General features: G+C 47.9%; 14 protein-coding genes. 11 read left to right on the top strand and 3 right to left on the bottom strand.

Going from position 1 to position 18,556, the window contains the following annotated elements; translation table 11 throughout:
* The first annotated feature begins 24 nt into the window (after window positions 1-24).
* From QET93_RS11280 to QET93_RS11250, 7 genes are all read left to right on the top strand, one after another.
* Window positions 25-387, top strand: a complete 363-nt coding sequence (locus tag QET93_RS11280) for a hypothetical protein (RefSeq protein ID WP_280132376.1) — start codon at window positions 25-27, stop codon at window positions 385-387.
* A 33-nt stretch (window positions 388-420) separates the two neighbouring features.
* The gene (locus QET93_RS11275; RefSeq protein ID WP_280132377.1) at window positions 421-843 is read left to right on the top strand and encodes a hypothetical protein; all 423 of its coding nucleotides are present in this window, start codon (window positions 421-423) and stop codon (window positions 841-843) included.
* Complete coding sequence (locus tag QET93_RS11270) at window positions 840-1,304, top strand: hypothetical protein (protein ID WP_280132378.1); 465 nt, start codon at window positions 840-842, stop codon at window positions 1,302-1,304. Before QET93_RS11275 ends, QET93_RS11270 begins: the two co-directional genes overlap by 4 nt.
* Before the next feature lie 198 nt (window positions 1,305-1,502).
* Window positions 1,503-2,081, top strand: coding sequence for a hypothetical protein (locus QET93_RS11265; RefSeq protein ID WP_280132379.1), 579 nt, complete (start codon window positions 1,503-1,505; stop codon window positions 2,079-2,081).
* 52 nt (window positions 2,082-2,133) lie between these two features.
* The gene (locus QET93_RS11260; protein WP_280132380.1) at window positions 2,134-2,574 is read left to right on the top strand and encodes a hypothetical protein; all 441 of its coding nucleotides are present in this window, start codon (window positions 2,134-2,136) and stop codon (window positions 2,572-2,574) included.
* Complete coding sequence (locus QET93_RS11255) at window positions 2,567-5,425, top strand: hypothetical protein (RefSeq protein WP_280132381.1); 2,859 nt, start codon at window positions 2,567-2,569, stop codon at window positions 5,423-5,425. The genes QET93_RS11260 and QET93_RS11255 overlap by 8 nt, the downstream gene beginning before the upstream one ends.
* A gap of 12 nt (window positions 5,426-5,437) precedes the next feature.
* Window positions 5,438-6,187 (top strand): hypothetical protein, encoded by a 750-nt coding sequence (locus QET93_RS11250; RefSeq protein ID WP_280132382.1) that lies wholly within the window; start codon window positions 5,438-5,440, stop codon window positions 6,185-6,187.
* Here QET93_RS11250 and QET93_RS11245 read toward each other — a convergent pair.
* Together QET93_RS11245 and QET93_RS11240 are read right to left on the bottom strand one after the other, a co-directional pair.
* On the bottom strand, window positions 6,178-6,576 hold the full coding sequence (locus QET93_RS11245; protein ID WP_280132383.1) for a hypothetical protein: 399 nt from the start codon (window positions 6,574-6,576) through the stop codon (window positions 6,178-6,180). The genes QET93_RS11250 and QET93_RS11245 overlap by 10 nt on opposite strands.
* Window positions 6,577-6,585: 9 nt before the next feature.
* A complete protein-coding gene (locus QET93_RS11240; RefSeq protein ID WP_280132384.1) occupies window positions 6,586-6,876 on the bottom strand; it encodes a type II toxin-antitoxin system HigB family toxin in 291 nt (96 codons plus the stop codon).
* 117 nt (window positions 6,877-6,993) lie between these two features.
* Here QET93_RS11240 and QET93_RS11235 point away from each other — a divergent pair, with 117 nt between their 5' ends.
* Entirely contained in the window at window positions 6,994-9,816 is a 2,823-nt protein-coding gene (locus QET93_RS11235) for a hypothetical protein (RefSeq protein ID WP_280132385.1), read from the top strand.
* A 40-nt stretch (window positions 9,817-9,856) separates the two neighbouring features.
* The gene (locus QET93_RS11230; protein WP_280132386.1) at window positions 9,857-10,513 is read left to right on the top strand and encodes a hypothetical protein; all 657 of its coding nucleotides are present in this window, start codon (window positions 9,857-9,859) and stop codon (window positions 10,511-10,513) included.
* Window positions 10,514-10,670: 157 nt separating this feature from the next.
* On the opposite strand, the gene QET93_RS11225 is transcribed toward QET93_RS11230, so the two are convergent.
* Window positions 10,671-11,237 (bottom strand): shikimate kinase, encoded by a 567-nt coding sequence (locus QET93_RS11225; RefSeq protein ID WP_280127229.1) that lies wholly within the window; start codon window positions 11,235-11,237, stop codon window positions 10,671-10,673.
* A gap of 397 nt (window positions 11,238-11,634) precedes the next feature.
* Here QET93_RS11225 and QET93_RS11220 point away from each other — a divergent pair, with 397 nt between their 5' ends.
* Together QET93_RS11220 and QET93_RS11215 are read left to right on the top strand one after the other, a co-directional pair.
* Window positions 11,635-17,847 (top strand): autotransporter domain-containing protein, encoded by a 6,213-nt coding sequence (locus QET93_RS11220; RefSeq protein ID WP_280132387.1) that lies wholly within the window; start codon window positions 11,635-11,637, stop codon window positions 17,845-17,847.
* A gap of 237 nt (window positions 17,848-18,084) precedes the next feature.
* The gene (locus QET93_RS11215; RefSeq protein ID WP_280127227.1) at window positions 18,085-18,537 is read left to right on the top strand and encodes a YbjN domain-containing protein; all 453 of its coding nucleotides are present in this window, start codon (window positions 18,085-18,087) and stop codon (window positions 18,535-18,537) included.
* Window positions 18,538-18,556: the final 19 nt, after the last annotated feature.

The following is an 18,556-nucleotide window of genomic DNA, read 5'->3' as shown; positions in this document are numbered from 1 at the left end:
TCACAACAGAAAGGAAACTGAAATATGTCCATATTTGGAATCAATCATACACGCAAAGATGCCTTGCTTACTTCCGTTGTTACGATGACATCAACAGCCGGCACGAGCGATGTTCTCGATTTGACTCAGGTTGGAGGAATTGATGAAGCACGTCTTGCTTTTTCGTCTGCTTTGGCGAGTACCAAGGTTGCGACGATTACGCTTGAAGGATCTTCAGACCAGAAAACATGGGTTGCTGTACCGAATGTGAGCGTCAAGCTTACCGGTGTAGCTGACGGAAGTCTTCAGTCTGCATCGATTCGTATTCCACCTGACTGTCCGCAATTCATCCGTGGGAAGGTGACTGGCGAAGCTGGTCAGGTTATCGAAATCGCTATCTGCGTTTAATCATTCTTCTGTATTCATTCGTATTAGTTGGTTATGGCCCTCAGTTTGATCACTCGTGATACCGTTTCTGCGTACCTTCAGGACTCGGAGATAGACATTGTCCCGGTTGACAAACTGGGGGCTATGATTACTGCTCAATGCAATCAAATCGCTTGCTTTGTCAATGCATCCGGCAAGTACGGTAAAATGCAGCTCAACACGGACATGGTGCCGGAAGAGCTCGTCAAAGATACGTGCATCCTTCTTAGGACTTCAATCCTGTCGATGTATCCGGGAACCCAGCTTGCAGAATCGCTTGAAGGCGATGTCCGCAAGGCCGAATACAAAACGGCGGTTGAAAACATGGAATCCGTGAAAGACGGTGATTTCCGACTCGAACAAATTGATGAAGAGGGAACACAAGAAGTTACTTACGGAGGTCCAGTTTACATGAAAGGGTTTGAAACTCCGATATGAAAACGTTGCCTACAAGTCCTTTGATTGGACTTTCAGAAGCAATCTATCAGAAGATTGATCAACTTTGCAAAGAGTATGATCCTGATGCTGATATCTGCATCCGAGGCTGGGATGCGAAGCTTGTCAATATCATCACTGAGACTCTGAAGAAGCTGGCAATTGCCTGTGTAATAACTGCTCCGTCTTTAACTGCAATTGAAGACATTGCGGGTGGGTATCAGAGAGCTACAGTGAAGATACTTATTGAGTCAAACCCTCTTTTGCAACCTCAAACAGGATCTAAATCATGGAGTGCATACGATCTTGCGTCTGTGATCTCTGGTGAGATGGACGGCAGTACGGCCAATGTATCAGGAGTCAAACTTGTCAGCGACGAAATCAGAGTGAAAAGCATCGAGCAATCGAGAAATGGAACGAACGAAACAGCATCAATATCACTTGAAACACTTATTCAACTATGAGCACAAAAAACACTGAAACTACGAAGCAGGATGAAAGTCCTGCACCCCTCAAGCTCTGCAAGTGCCGTGTACTTGTCGATAAGCTTGAACTTCCTCACGGCATAGCCGCGAAGGGCGCAATTGTCCACCTCTATGAGGACGACACTTTTAAGCGTCACGAAACAGCAAAGAATATTCAATTTATTACCTACGTCTAATATGGCCGCAACACCCACATCACCCATTGTCAATAAACGGACAAAAGCCGGTAATGTCATCGATATCTGTCTTTTTGGCACGATGATCAGCACCGATGAAGTTTCTGAGACGTTCAAGCCTACGGAAGAAGACCCCGAATGGCAGTCTGCCGGGAACTGTATTGATTATCAGATTAATCCTCAGACAGAGGACGATCAGATTGACTACTTCAACCGTGACACTAAAGCCTGGACTCAGGACAAAAATACGGCTGTAACGTCGAATCAGATCACGTTCACTATGGCAGAAATGAATCAGGTCGTTTGGCAAATCCTGTACGGCGTTGATAAAAAAATGACCGTTGGAACGAAAGTCACGCCGTTTGTTCGAAACTCTGCCGGCGTAAAGTGCTGGCTACGCATGACAAAATACGACGCAGACAAGAATAAGTTGCTCGTGCTGGAAGTCTGCGGAGAACTGAAGGCAGAATCAACTACGGAGAACAACAAGCTCATGAGACCGAAATTGACGCTCGATGTCATTCAAACGTCTCTGAACGAACTGTCTCCTGAAGCTGGTGTCGGTTATCCGACTGCTTAACAATTAACGCCCTTCCTGGGTATTGTTCCGGGAAGGGCATATCTCTTGCGCCATGGATACGAGAACGAAAAGCTATATCTCAATTACGTTTACGGGTAAGAACAGGAGCGGCGAAGAGGAAATGAGGCAGATCCTTGGTGTGAATTCTATCCTGGAAGGTGAGGAACTGGAATTTCCAATGGAGATTTCAGGAGATGCAACTCCTACTATCAGAGGGAAGCAATATCTCAAAGGCAAGAGAAACGAACTGATATCACTGTCTTTTACTGTCGTAGAAGACTTTAAGAATCCTGAAAACGCGCAGTATGCAATGCTTCGGACTATTTCCGACTGGTGCGAAATGAGTGAGGGAACAGTTGAAATATCTGCTTATGGAGGCATGGGACCTATGCTCTTCGATGCTATAGTCAACAGCGTATCGCCTCGGATATTACACTACAAAAACAGGCTTTTGATTACTTACACACTTACCTTGTCGCCTCAAGATGATTGACGTTGACCTTGATAAACTTCCCGCATCGAACATACAGACAACACGTCCTTCTTTTGCCTCTGCTACGGTATCATTTTCTTTGCCTTATAATAGTAGGTCACCGTATCAAAAGCTTACAGAATGCCGTGTTTGGCTTCATGGGGAAATTGTTTTAATTGGACCTGTTACCGAATGCGAAGAATCGCGTGATGCTGATGGGGAACGAGTCTGGAATATCGAAATTTCTGACAGGTGGTATTGGCTGGAAACGTGCAGCTATGTTACAGAGCTGACGAGGTATGGTAAACCATCCTCAAAGGCGTATGTGCCTATGTGTGTACCTGGTGGGCGATACGTCATGGTTGACCCTGGCGTGTACAAACCTAAAGAGGACAAATCTGATACCACATTAACGCCTACTATTGCAATAGGTGCTGCCATTACCGATATAATCGACAACAGTAAACACCTGAACTGCAAGCTCAAACTGGACTTTGACCACGAGCAGGAAATGATACCTTTCGAGGCATCCTTGAGTTATCTTGCAGATTTGATGCGTGCTGTACAGCAGTGGCGGCCAGGACTGACGACGTTCTTTGATTATGCAGACCCGGATAAGCCTGTTCTTGTGATTACTGACAAGGGGGATGTGATTACGCTGGATGCAAAGAGAGACAATCTGACGACAATCGCATTAAAACCTCGTCCCGATTTGATTCCTCCGGCAGTTGGTGTGCTAGGACTTGCTACAACCGGCAGTCAAAATATATCCTATACGATGGCGGTTTATCCTCCGGATTCTGAAAGTAAATTCAAGGATCCTGGGGCGTTGCTATTATCCGTTTCGCTTCCTTCCGGAACTCAGACCTCCGAATCTGCTCCGTCACGTGGAGCACTCACAAACGAGCTGATTAACATGACTCCTGAAGAAGCTGCAGAACTTCTTGGGATACCTGTCGTCAAGTCTGCCGATGTTCAGAATGATGTGTTGCCCAAGGTGGCAAACATGCTGACATACAATGCTGCAAGGGCAATTTTACGTGGTGAAAAGTTTCCAGAAACGCTAGAAGAATGGGCTAATTGGTGGAAGAAGAAGGCTCCTCAACTGTTTGAAAACTGCGAGATACAGGCAAGAAAACAACCTGTCAAAAAGCCAACTACACCTGATGCAATCTACTCGAATCATGTGACGACAGATCTGCCTTATGAGTGGACATCTGGACAGTACAATGGAGTAGGAAAAGGCGTTAAATGGACAGCCCTCAGAATAGATCAAGAAATCTATATCAAGAATCCACCCGACAGGCTTAAAGGTCGTTTTCCAACACATGTTGGAGGTGGTGTGTACATGGGAAAATTCAGTTGTTATGTGCATGCAGTCGGAAGAAAATATCAAGCTTATGCGCTTGATGAGGACGGGACCGAACTTCCCGGTGAAGGCATCCCCGAACCAGATCCGGAACCTGAAGAAGACCCTGGATCTGGTGGTGATCCGCGTCCCGAACCTACGATTGATGAAGCGATACCTCAATACGATCAAGTGGTAGAAGCTGTATGGAAGGCGAGTCAAAAGCTCGAATTTGAGGGGACAATCAGTGTTATAGGCAAGGTTATGTCTGTACGTCCTGGCGACAAGATTAACATTGTAAACGATCGTCCAGAGTATGCCGGCATGGAAACAACAGTACAGTCTGTGACAGTTGATGAGTATGCCGGAACCATGACGCTTTCCGTAGGGCCGGCGAGTCATTTATCTCTTCAGACTGCCGCAGAACGTGCAAGAATCATGTCTGATAATGCAAATAAAGCATTATCCAAAACAGACGAGTTGACTACATCGTTAAATCTCAAGGTTGTCTCTGAAGGTGAAACAGAAGCCCCAGGACCAACCGAAACGCCTGGAACTGGTGGATCGTCAATCATCAATTATCCCCCTAGGCAACGTCCTCAAGCTGCTGAGGTTGGACCGTGCTTTAGGATGATTGAAGCTTCTGCGGGAAAGGTTGATATCGTTGCTGAATTCAGTGTGCGAGGCGTGTGGTCTGACGATGGAGAAACATTGAAAAGTGTGCAATGGTATGGAGGTAATGTCTATGGTCCCAAGGATTCTCTGTCTGTCGGAAAACAAGGTGAGTGGAATGACTTGGCAATTACGTCAGGAAACATCTACTGCAATATTACGATAGACAAAGAAGGAAAGGTTACGTCTGCAAAAGTAGAGAACTCAGAAGGAACAGCATATGAAGGGAAAATATGGTCTGTTGGGAAGAAGGGTAAAAGTGGAGACGATTACACGCCGTCAGGCTCAGGCTGGGATGGCGAAGATGCGACGGTATCAATACTGATTGCTTCCGTGGCAAAGGATAACATTGTTCATCATCACCTTGGATCAATATCAGTTCCAGTTATGCCAAAATACGTTCTCTTCGAATGCAAGGATTATGTCGAAGAGGATTCGCCGGCAAGCGATGACGTATCATTGATCGCTGACAAAAACGACAGATATACATTGTTGAAAAGGCTGATGCCTGGAAAGGAAGTCAAGTTTGGGGGTATCTCCGAGGCGGACCCGCCCAAGGGCTTCCTGAAGATCAATGCCCGTGAGGTCAAGATGGAGGACGTTCCCCAAGAGAAGGGATCAACGATTACACCAGGAACATCTCTGATTGATAAGGATAAGGTCAATGAAAAGGATGATGTGAACTGGGAACGCACCTTTTATTTCAGAAGCATAAAAGCGATGGAACATGAAGATTATGAACGATACGACGGAGGGGAACCGAATGGGACGCGCTGTCGTGTGGTTATCGATCTTCGTGATGGAGTCCTTCTTATAGGTGCCTATTCAGGCACAATGACAGATCCACCCTAACACACAATTACTATGATATCATTTGTATGGTTCTCGTTTGAAGGTGACTCAGCATGTCTTGTTGAGTCGGTCAAGTCAGTACGTCGCGTATATGGCAGTGACGTTCCAGTTTGTATCTTTGATGATTCAAAAGCTCCTATATCTGCAGATGATCTCACTACGATTTCACCGTCACTTTATGAAAAAACAGAGTGGGATCGTGGAGGAAATCTGAGGGGAGGAATTGCAATTACAGGAATGATCGACTGTATGCGACGAGCTGCAGAGGTTACAAAAGCCGACTGGGTGAGTAAGATTGACTGCGATACTATTTTGATTAAGCCCTGGTTGGACGATGATCTGAAATGGGCATATCAAGGCACGAGCTGGGGAAGCGAACAGCTTGGAGCAGGATTAAATTACATCATGAGAAAAGACGTTCCGGCACGGATACTGAAACATATTGCTGGCCGTCCAGGTATTTTCAAGGGGGAATGCCCAGAAGACAATACGATAGCCCTTCTTGCTGCTACATGTTTTCCTGGTGGTCTTTTGATTCATGACTCCGCATATGGTGGCAAGAACCGACTGGCCGCAGGCTGGGTTTACAGCAAATTTCGACCGTCCACCCCACAAGACTGCATGAAATTTGCAGCAATCACATTTGGTAACAGGTACATGATGCAGGATCTCCCAAGGGAAAAGCGCAACAGTCAAATTGCTCGTGACCGGGTAGCTCAGACAATGAGGATGTTCAATAGTTGGCTGGTCAATCAAGCCTGATTGAGTTCCGTGTGTTTGGGCTGTGGGTTTTTCGGGATGAGAAGTTGCAGAGGGATATTGAGTTCGGAGTGGAGGCGACTAATCATGGCAATGGACAGCTTTCTCTTGCGGTTGAGTACTTCAGATACCCTTGGCTGTGAGCCGAAGTAGGGAATCATATCCTTGGGTTCCAGATTGTTTTGTTCCATCCAGAAAAGGATGACATCAATCGGATCATGTGAATCCTTGATGGGGTAAGCGTGGTTTTCCCAATCGGAGATGAGCAGAGAAAGAGCCCTGAATTCGTTGCCTTCCGGGGTATTGGGAACAAGAGGTTTTGCCATGAGCTCATCCAGCCGTGCCAAAGCAGCACGGTAATCGGATTCATTATTGATGACAGGGATGTTCATGATGTTTTGTTATTCTATGGGGCATATTTTGTCGTATTCGGCATGTGTGCCGATCCAGTCGATTTTAAGAGTTCCAAAAGCATAGACGGCTACAACAATGAGACGGAATTTATTCCCCCCTATGTTGAAAACGACTTTGTCATTGGGGCAAATAGATGCAGATGAAAAGTCGTTCTTGATGTCTTGGGGGCAGGTCCAATCTGCCTGTTGAGCGATACAGAGCCATATATCTAGCGATTTCCTGGCACGGGCATTCTTCTTTTTGAAATCATCAAGAATATCTCTGTGGAGAATTAGCATCTGGAGTGGATTTGATGATGTGTTAATATACCAAAATGGGATGAATGTCAAGTTGTCTTATTTTTAGCCCGTTTTGAGATCGTGGATGGACTGATGTTCTTATGCCATGATGGCTTCATGGCTGACAACGAATTTGAAATCAAGGCAAAGCTCACCGCCGATACAAAGGGGGCAAAAGAAGCGACTCAGGCACTCAAGGAAGTCAAGAAGAGCGTCGATGAAGTAACACAATCTACGAATCATACAACAGGTGATGATACGTTTGAAAGGTACGCCAAATCAGCGCAGAAGGCAAAAAGCCAGTTTTTGGAACTGAAGGCTGCCTTGAAGGCAATGAGGGAGGAACTCTCTGCAATGGGAGATGATCCATATGCCAAGGCAAACCTGGGAACAATTGCTGACTTTGAGAAGCTTATGCCTCAAAAGAGTGCATTCAGTTCGCAGAACGTTGTAGAATTGGACGAAGCCACGCGCAAAGTCAAAGAGCTGACACAGGCATTTGATCAGCTCATGGACACAGGAAGGCAAATGACTGTGGATCCAAGCGCGGAAGTTGAGAAGGTCATCAAGGCTCACGAGAAGAGAATTGACGCAGCGGAAAAGGCATATGACCGTGAAGAAAAGGCTTCTGCCAAAGCGGCGGCCAAATCTGCTGCAGACGAGGAACAGAAACGTCTTGCGGCAGAAAAGTATTTCAGTTCCTACATGAACGGTCAGAAGCGCATTGCTGCTACTTTACAAGAGCTACAGGCTGAGTATGGGAAGTATATCCAGAAGCTCAATGAAGCCAGGGCGGCCGGTGACCGTGACGGTGCGAAAGATGCCATAGCAAACCTCCGGCAGCTCAAAAGCCAGATGGCGAGCGTTGAACGTCACGCCGAAGTGTACAATCATAGAATGGCTGTTACGATTCGTCGATTTACAGGCATATCAAGGGGGGCTTTGAATGCTGCGTCCGCACTGTCAGGGCTGAGTGGGTCGATGGGTACGCTTTCAAAGGGATTGGGGAATATTGCTTCAGGTGCTGTGTTCGGTGGTGTTTGGGGTGCTGCATTTGGGGCTGTCACTACTGGTATTGAATTGCTTGTTCAGCATATGAACGAGAAAACAGAAGAGGCTAAGAAGTCTCTTTCTGAGTTGGAAGAATTTGCAAAACGAGTTAAAGAAGAACAATCTAAACTCGGGAATGAAGCAACAGAAAACTATTATGAAGGAGTTCTTGATAGAACTCTGAGGAAAGAGGAAGCCATTACCGAGGAACTGAAGCGTCAGCTTGGTTACATTCAGAAGAAGATTGATTTGGAAAGCGGATTTGCCGATGACGAGGCGGAGATTCAGCGTTTGGGTGTAGAAAAGGATTACATCAATGGCAAGATTGGCAGGGGGGAACGTGACCTTCGTCTTGCCAGGATCGAAATGGAAGCCGGAAAGAAAAGACGGGATTTCGAGGAAAAGAAGGCTCAGGCCGCTGTTGATACGGCGCAGAAGGCGAGAGATAATGCTCAGAAGGCTTATGATGAGAGTAGCAAGGATGTGAGTGTTTTTTCCGACGATCGAGTTCTTGGGCAAGGTGAGGCAAGCCGACTGGCGAAGCTCATTGAAGGTCGGGAGGCTCAAATGAAAGAATTGCTGGAACAGATGACGTCAGACAGCCAGATCAGTTATTTGACGGGACTTCTGGAAGAAAGTGAGAAGTATTATGGTGTGGATAGCCCCCAGTATCGGAGTATCAGAGATAAGATTGCCGACCGTCGTTTGCAGTTCCTGAAGCCTATGGAAGTGATGCATGGACAAAATCTTGAGGACCAGGGCAAGCTTGATCGCAGTGACGAAGCCTTACGGGCTGCCGGATTTCAGACTGGTTACAAACCGGAGGATCACGACAAGGCTATTGAAGCTTATTGGAAGAAGCACAATGATTTCTTCAAGAAAACTGAGGATGCTAGCAAGAAACTGGATCAGGCGGATCTTGCCTTAAACGACAGTCTGGACAGTTTAGATTTGCTGCAACGCCGCAATGATTCCAGGAGCCGTGTTGACGAAGCTCGGTACAAGAATGTCGAAACATCCGTAGCCGTTGAACGGGAAAGGGAAGCGGCGATGAAGGAAATAGAAACTCTTCGGGGACAGATTGCGAATCTTCGTAGGGAGAAACAGTCTCTTCAGCAAGCCCAGCGAGGAAAACGCTCTGGTAACGATATTGCCGAGCAGGCATTGGATAAGGATATACTCAGATTGGGCGAGTCTGGCATGAAGCAAATTGGCGATCCGAATTCTTCCCTGGGCAATCTTCTGGCTGCCCTTCGGACAAAGGGGAAGGATGGAATGATAGATGGCCAGGAACAGGCCGAGCTTTTGAGGTCGCTTGATGAATGGGTGAAAGAGTTTACCAAAGGTAAGACGCCGACAAGAGAACAGAACAACGCTATTAAACGCATTACAGACATGATCCGGAGGTTTATTGCCCTTACAAATGATGCCAAGGGAGAAACGAACAAGGAAATTGAAGATATTGACTCCAGAATCACAGGTTTGGAAGATAGAATAAAAGAGTTGGGAAACAGGAAGTTTGGTGCCGGTGTTTCTTCCAATGGCTCTATGCCTTCTTCTGGTCTTCGTGTTGCCACTGGAAACGAAACAACAAAAGTAAGGGAAATTACAGAGCAGATTGCTCATAGCATTCCCGAACAACAGCCACTTGATGTATCTGAGATTGTTAACGGAATCATGAATTTGTCCGGTACCTTCATTCAGAAATTCGCGGAAGCCCATACATCTAACCAGAGTGCGATTGACTCTGCTGGTAGTCAGATAGCATCCCTGAATGATGCTGTATCCAAGCTTGATGCGAGTCTCAAGATAACGAATAAGACTGCAGAAAGAGCCGATAGAACAGCGACCCAGCTCATGAATTGGAAAAAATTCAATTCGAGAATATAGGGGTTGACCAAAGCCATGACTGCGATGTAGCGTTGTAGTCATGGCGAAATTCTACTATTGCTACAATGGGAATGTCCTAGGTCCAGAAAAATTGAAAAAAATTAAAGAGACATTTGGAAATATCCAGGTGTGTGAAGAAGGCGGATCGGAATGGGAGGAAATTCAAGATGCTGAGAAACGGGAAGACCATATTCGCGATGCTATTATATCTATTGGTTTTAGTACTGTCTTCGCAATTATTTCTTATATTATTTCCAATGATATTAGATGGATATTCTTGCTGATTGCTGTAATATCTTTTATTTTGTTTTTAGATAATATAAGGCGTCTTATCTTAGATTTTGAGAAACGCAATGATAAGTATAATAAACGTTCAAATGATGAAAAAAATACTGTTGATGCTTCCAAAGAATCAAGCTCACAGGGTACAAACGACGTTGAGGAAGAACCGTGGGAAGTAGTTATATCTCAAAAAATAGGTCAAAATACGACCTTGTTCGGGTTTCTAACATTTTTCGGATGGGCAAATATTGTCTTGGGAATCATCGCTATGATTGTCTTGCTCATTGTTGCAAAGTCAACGGACTCATGGCAGACAGCCTTGTATGCTCTCTTCGTGCTCTTGGGAGCAATCCAACCAGGTATAGTCATGCTCGCATTAGCGAGAATTCTTGAGCCAAAATTGAGCCAAAACTGAACTTTTTCAAAAATTGAGATTACAGCAAACAGTTTTTATTTAGTCTGTTATGTGTAATTTTATTGCCTCTCCTCCTAAAGGGTAGATATGAGTTCGATTCTCGTCGTGGCCGCCACTTGTAAATATGAGGAGCGGTTTGTTTGCTGGGGGAGATGTGTCAGATCTTGCGTTGGCTCATGAAGACATGGGCGGATTCCATAATGCCGAAGACGATTTCCGAAACGGTTAAATTGGAAGTGTTGATGGAGAGATGTGAACTCTCCTTGTACCACGGAGTTCGTTCGGCTGTCAGGTCGGAGAGTGTTTTACGTGGATTTGGGGTACGGAGCAGGGGACGGTTGGAACAACGGGATACGCGTTGCAGCAGGGTATCGACATCGGCATGGAGCCAGATGACGTAGCCGAGGGAACGGAGCAATTCCCGGTTTTCCGGACGGATGACGATGCCGCCCCCTGTCGAAATAACCATGGATCCGTTTTCCGGAGTTGTCAAAATGCGCCGGAGAAGGCTTGTTTCCAAGCCCCGGAAATAATCTTCCCCCTGACCTGCAAAGATCTCCGGGATCGTCGTGTTCTGATCTTTCTCAATAACGGCATCCGTATCAAGGAAAGGAAGATTCATGGTACGGTGGAGTTCCCTTCCGACCGTTGTCTTGCCACACCCCATCAATCCAATCAGGACGATGTGGAGCGGTGTCGAGGAGTCGGAGGTGGAGGTCTGCATCTGACATGACTTTAGAGAACCCCCGTCTTCTGGGCAATGAAATTGTTCCGAAGCATGGAGTTTAGTGGACAATATTTTTTTTTGAATGATTTTTAATAAATCCTTTGGGAAAAGGAAAAAGAGGGGAGAATGCTTCTCCGATAGAATGGACAAGATGTGGTAATGTATGGATTGGAACGAGTTATAAAGGCAGTTATTTTTTTTGTTATTTTTTGTAGAAACTATCTTGCTATCTTTCGATGAGTGGGTAATCTGAAACAAGTGGTTTCTCTGCGTCCTCTGGGGAATGAAGTCAATATCTGTTGATAGATTTCTACATGTTTCCTCCCGGTACAGGAGAAGGCAACTCTCTGTTTATTACCGAAAATTCCTGCGAAAAAATTCTCTCTTTGATTCCATGAAACTTAGATTACCAACCAAGTTATTGGCAGCCGTTGTTGCTGCGTGTTCCGTGTGTTCCTCATTCGCAATTACAATTATTGATGCTGGGGAAAACACGACGATTTCCGCCGAAACTACGGGTATGTATCCTATTTTGGTTATTAATGGAGGTATTTTGACTTTGAATAATGTCGAGTTGCTGAATATACAGAATAATTCCCGTATCAGCTTAGGCGGCAATGGCTCCAAACTCGTTACGAGCGGCAGTACATCGATCATGCCGAGTCTCAGCTCAACGGGTAGCAATACGATTCAAAACGGCAATACGGATGCGAGTGACTTGTTGATTGATACTCTAACGGTAACAACTAATATTGATGATCAAGGGGATCCAAAGGCAACGCCTCTGACGATCAAGAATATGACAGAGAGCCGTACTGTGGTGAGGTTTCTCTGGGCCCAGGATGGTGCGATTAATATTGCCGCACCTGAAAGAGCGGGGATATGGAGTGAGACTGTTCTTGGTACAACGGGAACCATACAAAACAGTAGTGCGGATCTTATCGTTACTTCCGTTGGTGGGGCTACCGGCAGCAATCCCCATTCCGCCAAGATGAATCGTCTTGTCCTTGGTGGAGTAGGGGATTATACCGACAATCAAGATGGAACGTTTTATGAAAACTTTGCCATCCGCTCCATGACGTTGGATGGCGATGGATCGGAAGTTATTTTGGCTAGAGACGTTGTAGACATTGGTAATAATTTGCCTATGGGGATTACGACTGTGACAGGTTCCTTGAGTGGCGGCGGTGTTATTGCAGCCCAGGGAAAGCAGCGTTTGAATCTTTCCGGTATGGAATCGACGACTTACTCAGGCGTTTTATCCGATAACAAGAGGAAGATTGCCAATAACCGTATCACTTTTGAAGACAATCCGGACAACGTGTTGTCCGTATCCGTTTATGAGGCGGATGTTACATTGGTGAATGCTCCCAGATACACCGGTTTTACGATGGTGAGCCATCAATCCAAGTTGGCTTTTGAGGCTGGTGAAGTGACTTTGCGTGATATTCAAGTTTCAGATACTTCGTCGCTTTCCTTTGACGGGAAGCTCAATTTGGCCGGCAATCTCTGGATGGAGGGTCAGGGGCGCCTGACAACGGGAGGAGACATGGTACTCAAAGGTGATGCGAACAGTGAGGAGGGGTACGGAAACACGATTGGTGCGTCGTCGTCTACGCCGGATGATGTACGCATCCAGATCGGGGGAGCTTTGGTTGGCTCTCTTGATGAAACCTATTATATCGATGGATCAACGGCATCGGATGGTGTTAATTATGTGTTGACCGCTGCGAAAGGTTTTTCCGGTTTGAAGGATTCTTCTTTTGCCGTTCTGGCTGAGCCTGAAACTTTGCAGAAGGCTGACTTCTGGGTGGATTTGTCGGATACAGGATTGATACTCAATAAATTGTCGATTGCTGACGCGGAAGCCGTGTGGAAAAATGCCGCCGGGGCTACTTGGACGGATGGTGCTGCTGGTTGGACAATTGGTGGCACGGAGACAGATGGCAGTTTCACGAATAATTCGGCTGTTCGTTTCCATGATCTAGCTGACGATACGGTGCCGACGACCCATACGGTGACAGTTGCCGATGATGGTGTGACGGCCGGCGACATAACGGTTGTTGCCGGAAAGAATTCCAATTATACGTTGGAGGGCGGGGCTGCCACGGCAACGAAATTGACCAAGTACGGTGCTTCGACATTGACGCTTTCCAATGCAAATACGATCAATGGCGATATCCTTCTCAACGGAGGTACGCTTGTGCTGAACAATGTTGGTGCTCTAGGCGGTACCGGTAAATTGGCTTTTGGTGCGACGAGCGGTCAGTTGAAATACGGAGATGGAATTGCACCCACTTTCGAAACGACTGTCGATGACTTGTCCACCCGTGTCAGCGGCGTAATGCGTCTGGATTTGAATGGCAATAAGGTTACGTGGACGACTCAGGCGAAGAACAGCACCGACTGGCTGACGGATGTCACGCTGTCCAATTCCAACACGGATACCGTGGGGGCGTTGAAGACCTCGACTCTCCCGAGCGGAACTTTGACATTGGGCAAGGGTACGGAATGGGTGTTGAATATGTCGGATGGTGCATTTACGGTTCCTACGGCATTGAAGGGAGAAGGTGCCGTCCGGTTGTCGGGTGGTACGGCTGGCTTGATTCTGTCCTCCACGGGCGTACCTGTCTCTTTGGAAGCCCAGGAAGAATTTACCGGGAAATGGATTTTCGACAATTATTTCGAAAAAAATCTGGATCTGACGCAACTTGGAAAGAATGCAACGGTCGTGTTCGATAATTGCAGCTCGGATACGGATCGTTATTTTGCTAGTGGAATATTAACTTTTGAGCAGAATATAGAATTGCTCAATAGCGGTTTGACTCTGAGGAACGGATATTCCACTGCCGTGTACACATTTACAGGGAAGTGGACGGGAGATGGCACATTCAATCGTTCGTCTGTTATTGCTGATACTTATATTTTTGCCGGAGATATGTCGGAATTTGCCGGCAATATGACGACTAATGCAAATAATAGTGTCTTTTTTGGAGGAAGGGATTCCGCCGCCTGGGCAACGGGAGATTTGAACCATGTTACGGGAACCGGTGCGATTACGGCAGGAAAGGAGATTGTGTACTTCTATAGCAATGACGTTAAATCCGCCAACTCTTATGCCGGTACGGGAACCCTGATCAAAAAGGGAACGAATGCCATGACGTTGACGAAAGACGTGACAATTGCGAATATTACGATCGAGGGCGGTACTCTTACCCTGGGCGCTGGCGTGACCCAACTGACCTCGACGAGCATTGCCAATAATGGCGCGTTGAAGTTCTCCCTTGGCTCAACCAACATGGCGGTGAACAGCAATATCTCCGGAAACGGAGGGATCACTCATGCCGGATCGGGGAATGTGACGCTGAACGGCGACAATACGTATCAAGGCAATACAATTGTGTCCGGAGGCGGTACGCTGACGGCTACGAAGGATGGATCTTTCGGTGCCGGCAAATTCATACTTACCGACGGTATCCTGGATCTCGGTGGTAAAACCATGGGTAACGAGATGCTTTTGGAAAAAGGTAGCGTTCTTCAGGCAGAACAGTTTAACGGCGTTAAAAATGTAACGGTGAAGATGACGTCCGGAGCTGGAGACATGTCTCTTGGCGGTATGGGCGGTTCTGCCCTGAAATCCATTGATACTTCAGCTGTTAATTCCGCTACGGATTCCGGGCCGGTTATATCCGGCATCACCGGAGGAATGTCTTTGGACAAACTGGCCCTGACTGTCCGGGCCGGCAACATTTACATTGCTTCCAATCCGGAAGTGCTGGATCTTGCTTCCGACCGGGCCGAGGCGGTCAATCTTGTCCAATTGGGAGATTCTGTTGATACGGTTACGGTGGCTGCATCCAAATTGTCCTTCAATCTGAATAATGAAGCGACGATTTCTTTGCTGAAGGACTTGCGCAGCCAGAATGATCATGGTGTTGCCGGGATTGCCGTGACGAATGGAAAACTGGATGTTACGGGCAATATTAATGATGTCAGTGCGTCTCCTCTCCTGGGGTATCTCGGTTTTGCCGCTATCGGCAAAGACGATGCGGCCTTGGGATGGAAGGATGACGGTTGCTTGTATATGAGCGGTTACACCGGCAAGGTTTATTTGGTGACGGATGATGCGGACACAACCAATTCGCATGTGATCGAAGCTTATGGAACCATGGAGCCGTTTGAATCCATCGCTGTGGAAGGAGACCAGACTCTGAAGATCAACCTCCCGGGGGCTCCTGAAGCGGATCGTGAAGGCCGTGGCCTGGAACTGAAAAACCTGATTGCGGATGAAGGCTCCCACATCCTTGTGACCAATACGGCGGGAACCGGGAATGCTCTTGTGGATATCAACAGCGAAATTTCGCAGAACGGAGGCTTGATTGTTTCCGCTGATTTGTCCGGGAAAAACGGTGTTGATTTCCGCAAGACCGGAGAGGGTACGACGGTTGTTGACGGAGACATAAACACGGACGGCGCTTTGATTGCTGGCGATGGAACGTTGATCTTGAACAGTAAATCCGTCACGACCGGCAGTATCCTGCTGGACGGCGGTGTTCTGGATATTGCCAACTCCATTACGACTGGCGCCCTGGGCGGTACGGACGGTTCCTTGACGATCCAGGACGGTAAAGTGCTTACTCTTACCGGGACGGATGGTTCCGAATCCGTCTTGTCCGGCGTGACTGTTTCCGGAAAAACAACATGGATGCTGAAGGGCAATGCCAACCTCAAGATGGGGGAAGGCAGCCGATTATCCGGGCAGGAATTGGAAGTCCGCGAGAATGCCGTTTTCAATATGGGGGCGGAAACGCACTCCGTGTCATCGTTTAACGGCGACGGTACCTTGAAGGGCGAGGGGGGCCGGCTGACGGTGGCAACAGACGGCAGCGATGTCTTTTCCGGTCAATTGTCCGGAAACGGTACGGTTGCCAAGGATGGTAGCGGTTCTCTTTCTTTGAAAACTGCCGGTACCTCTGGTATCGCTTTATCCCTGAACAAAGGTATTCTGGCCCTGTCCGGCTCTCCTGACGGACATGTTGCCTATGCCGGGCTGTCTACGGCTTCGGGGACGACCTTGAAGCTGGCTCCCGGTGCGGATGGTTCCTCCAATATGTCGATGGACCTGGGGTCCGGTAATTTGGAGCTTGCTAACAACACGCGTGTCGAATTGTCCGTGATTCCGCTTGTACGCGCCGGTATGGCGGGCCCCGTCGTGACGACCCAGGGGAACGTATCTGTCGGCTCCGGTTCATTGTTTGTACTGGGCTGTGGGGAAGAGTACAAGAATCCGGAAAGCTTCTCTGACCTTTCCATGGTTCTCTTCAAGGGATCTCAGGCGAGCCTGGGGGATCATGTGACGGTAGAAGGCAAAGGACTCTTCCTGGTGTATTACACCGATCTTGCGCTTGTTAATGACGGTGCCGGTTCAATTGTTCTGACAGGGCGTCAGCAGGATGACAACATCTTCCTGCGCGTTGCCCAGTCCTCCAATGCCCGGGCCGGTGCCGAACTTGCCTGGGATGCCCGTATGGCGGTTAGTGAATCTTCCGTCCTGGGAAGCGCTCTGGCGGCGATGGCCGATTCGGTGTATTCCGCCGATTCGTCTACTGTTTCCAAATCGTTAGCAGCCATGGCCGGTAGCTCCATCCCGAGCTTGTTGACTGCCCAGAAGGATATGCTGCGCACACAATTGTCGCAATTACGGAACCGGACGGTCTTCATGGGAACATCGCAGGGATTCGAAACCAAGGATCTCCCCTACTACAACATGTGGGTACAGGCAACCGGCAATTACAGCCAGCTGGATGCCGATGGTGACGATAGCGGCTACAAGATGAACTCCTGGGGCGGCATGCTCGGCATGGATTGCGACGTGACGAGGAATCTGACTCTCGGCGCGGCTTTGACTGTCTCCTACGGAGACTTTACTTCGAACGACGTGGATCACTTGTCGGCCGATACGGAGTACTACTACCTGAGTATGTTCGGACGTTACCAGAGCAAGGCCTGGGGGCATACGCTGATCTTAACCGGCGGCTGGAACAATGCGGACATGGATCGTACCGTTGCCTACGATGGCGGCAGTTATACGGCAAAGGCCAAGCCGACGGGCTTCGGATTCGGCGCCATGTATGAATTGACCTACGACATCCCGGGAGACGACAATGGCAATACGGTCTGGCAGCCTCTGTTCAACGCATCGGTAATCCGGGCCAATCTGAACGACTTCTGCGAAAACAGTGCAGGTGATGCCGGATTGGATGTTCGTGACCTGAGCGGTACGCTCGCAACGCTGGCTCTCGGCGGCCGTGTGGTGACGGTTGGCGGAGAAAACATGTTTGGCCGTGGATCGATCTTCCATCTGCGGTTGAACGTGGCCCAGGATTTTGGAGACACTCGCAGCGAAGCGAAGGTGAACTTGCTTGGCAATGCCGGGTTCTCACAGAAGGTGCGTGCATCGGAAGCAGGGACGACAGCTATCCAGGCCGGTGCCGGCATGGCCGTGCCGGTGGGTGTGGATGCTGCCATCTACCTCGACTTTAACTTGGATGCCCGCAGCCGCCAGATTGCTCTTGATGCCAGCCTTGGTTATCGCGTGCAACTGTAAAAATCCCGGTTTTATCGGTACAAATCCTTTCATCCCCTGTCCGGATTGTTCCGGGCTGGGGATTTTTTATGGACGGATTGTTCTCTTTTCTACTGTCGCAGTTTTCTGCAGGAGAGTGTTCAAAGCCCTCAGCTATGTCTTGACTCTCCTACAGGGAAGGTTAATCTGGTTACACAGGATGGCTGAGATGATTCCCGTGGAGGATAGGCTGTTCTACACCGTAGTCGATTTTAACTTATGGAAACAAAACCAAGTCTGCTTGATCGCGTTTGCAGTATTCTTGTTCAGCGTGGAGATGAATTTGAATGGATTTCCGAATCGGGGGATTTATCCACGAAGACGGGCATTGCCTACGTCCAATATGATACCATGATTCCGACGAGCTTTCTTTTCACGGAGGCGTCCAATCCCCAGACTCTGATTCTGGATGTGCTCTTTGCTGCCAAAGTTCCGCAGGACAGACATGTGGAAATGAGCCTGATCCTCGGTAAATTGAATGAAGACCAAATGTGCGGCGATTTCCGTCTGGATCTCAATAGCGGGTATGTGTATTTCCGCCAGTCCGTTGTGGTTGAAAAACTGAATCTTTCCGCAGAACAGTTTAATCAGCTTATCTTCAATCTGGAACGAATCGGATTGGATACGGCTGAAACATATGCGCAAACGCTGGAAACCGAATTCCCCGGTTAAAGGGCGAATTCTCGGCGAG

Source organism: Akkermansia sp. N21116 (assembly GCF_029854705.2).
GTDB lineage: Bacteria > Verrucomicrobiota > Verrucomicrobiia > Verrucomicrobiales > Akkermansiaceae > Akkermansia.
Note: the sequence above shows the minus strand (reverse complement) of the source record. Positions and strands in the feature narration are given on the sequence as shown.

What these genes read in the sequence shown, in the direction of transcription:
- QET93_RS11280 (WP_280132376.1), top strand. Translation starts at nt 25, where the DNA reads ATGTCCATATTTGGAATCAATCATACACGCAAAGATGCCTTGCTTACT.
- QET93_RS11275 (WP_280132377.1), top strand. Translation starts at nt 421, where the DNA reads ATGGCCCTCAGTTTGATCACTCGTGATACCGTTTCTGCGTACCTTCAG.
- QET93_RS11270 (WP_280132378.1), top strand. Translation starts at nt 840, where the DNA reads ATGAAAACGTTGCCTACAAGTCCTTTGATTGGACTTTCAGAAGCAATC.
- QET93_RS11265 (WP_280132379.1), top strand. Translation starts at nt 1,503, where the DNA reads ATGGCCGCAACACCCACATCACCCATTGTCAATAAACGGACAAAAGCC.
- QET93_RS11260 (WP_280132380.1), top strand. Translation starts at nt 2,134, where the DNA reads ATGGATACGAGAACGAAAAGCTATATCTCAATTACGTTTACGGGTAAG.
- QET93_RS11255 (WP_280132381.1), top strand. Translation starts at nt 2,567, where the DNA reads ATGATTGACGTTGACCTTGATAAACTTCCCGCATCGAACATACAGACA.
- QET93_RS11250 (WP_280132382.1), top strand. Translation starts at nt 5,438, where the DNA reads ATGATATCATTTGTATGGTTCTCGTTTGAAGGTGACTCAGCATGTCTT.
- QET93_RS11245 (WP_280132383.1), bottom strand. Translation starts at nt 6,576, where the DNA reads ATGAACATCCCTGTCATCAATAATGAATCCGATTACCGTGCTGCTTTG.
- QET93_RS11240 (WP_280132384.1), bottom strand. Translation starts at nt 6,876, where the DNA reads ATGCTAATTCTCCACAGAGATATTCTTGATGATTTCAAAAAGAAGAAT.
- QET93_RS11235 (WP_280132385.1), top strand. Translation starts at nt 6,994, where the DNA reads ATGGCTGACAACGAATTTGAAATCAAGGCAAAGCTCACCGCCGATACA.
- QET93_RS11230 (WP_280132386.1), top strand. Translation starts at nt 9,857, where the DNA reads ATGGCGAAATTCTACTATTGCTACAATGGGAATGTCCTAGGTCCAGAA.
- QET93_RS11225 (WP_280127229.1), bottom strand. Translation starts at nt 11,237, where the DNA reads ATGCAGACCTCCACCTCCGACTCCTCGACACCGCTCCACATCGTCCTG.
- QET93_RS11220 (WP_280132387.1), top strand. Translation starts at nt 11,635, where the DNA reads ATGAAACTTAGATTACCAACCAAGTTATTGGCAGCCGTTGTTGCTGCG.
- QET93_RS11215 (WP_280127227.1), top strand. Translation starts at nt 18,085, where the DNA reads ATGGAAACAAAACCAAGTCTGCTTGATCGCGTTTGCAGTATTCTTGTT.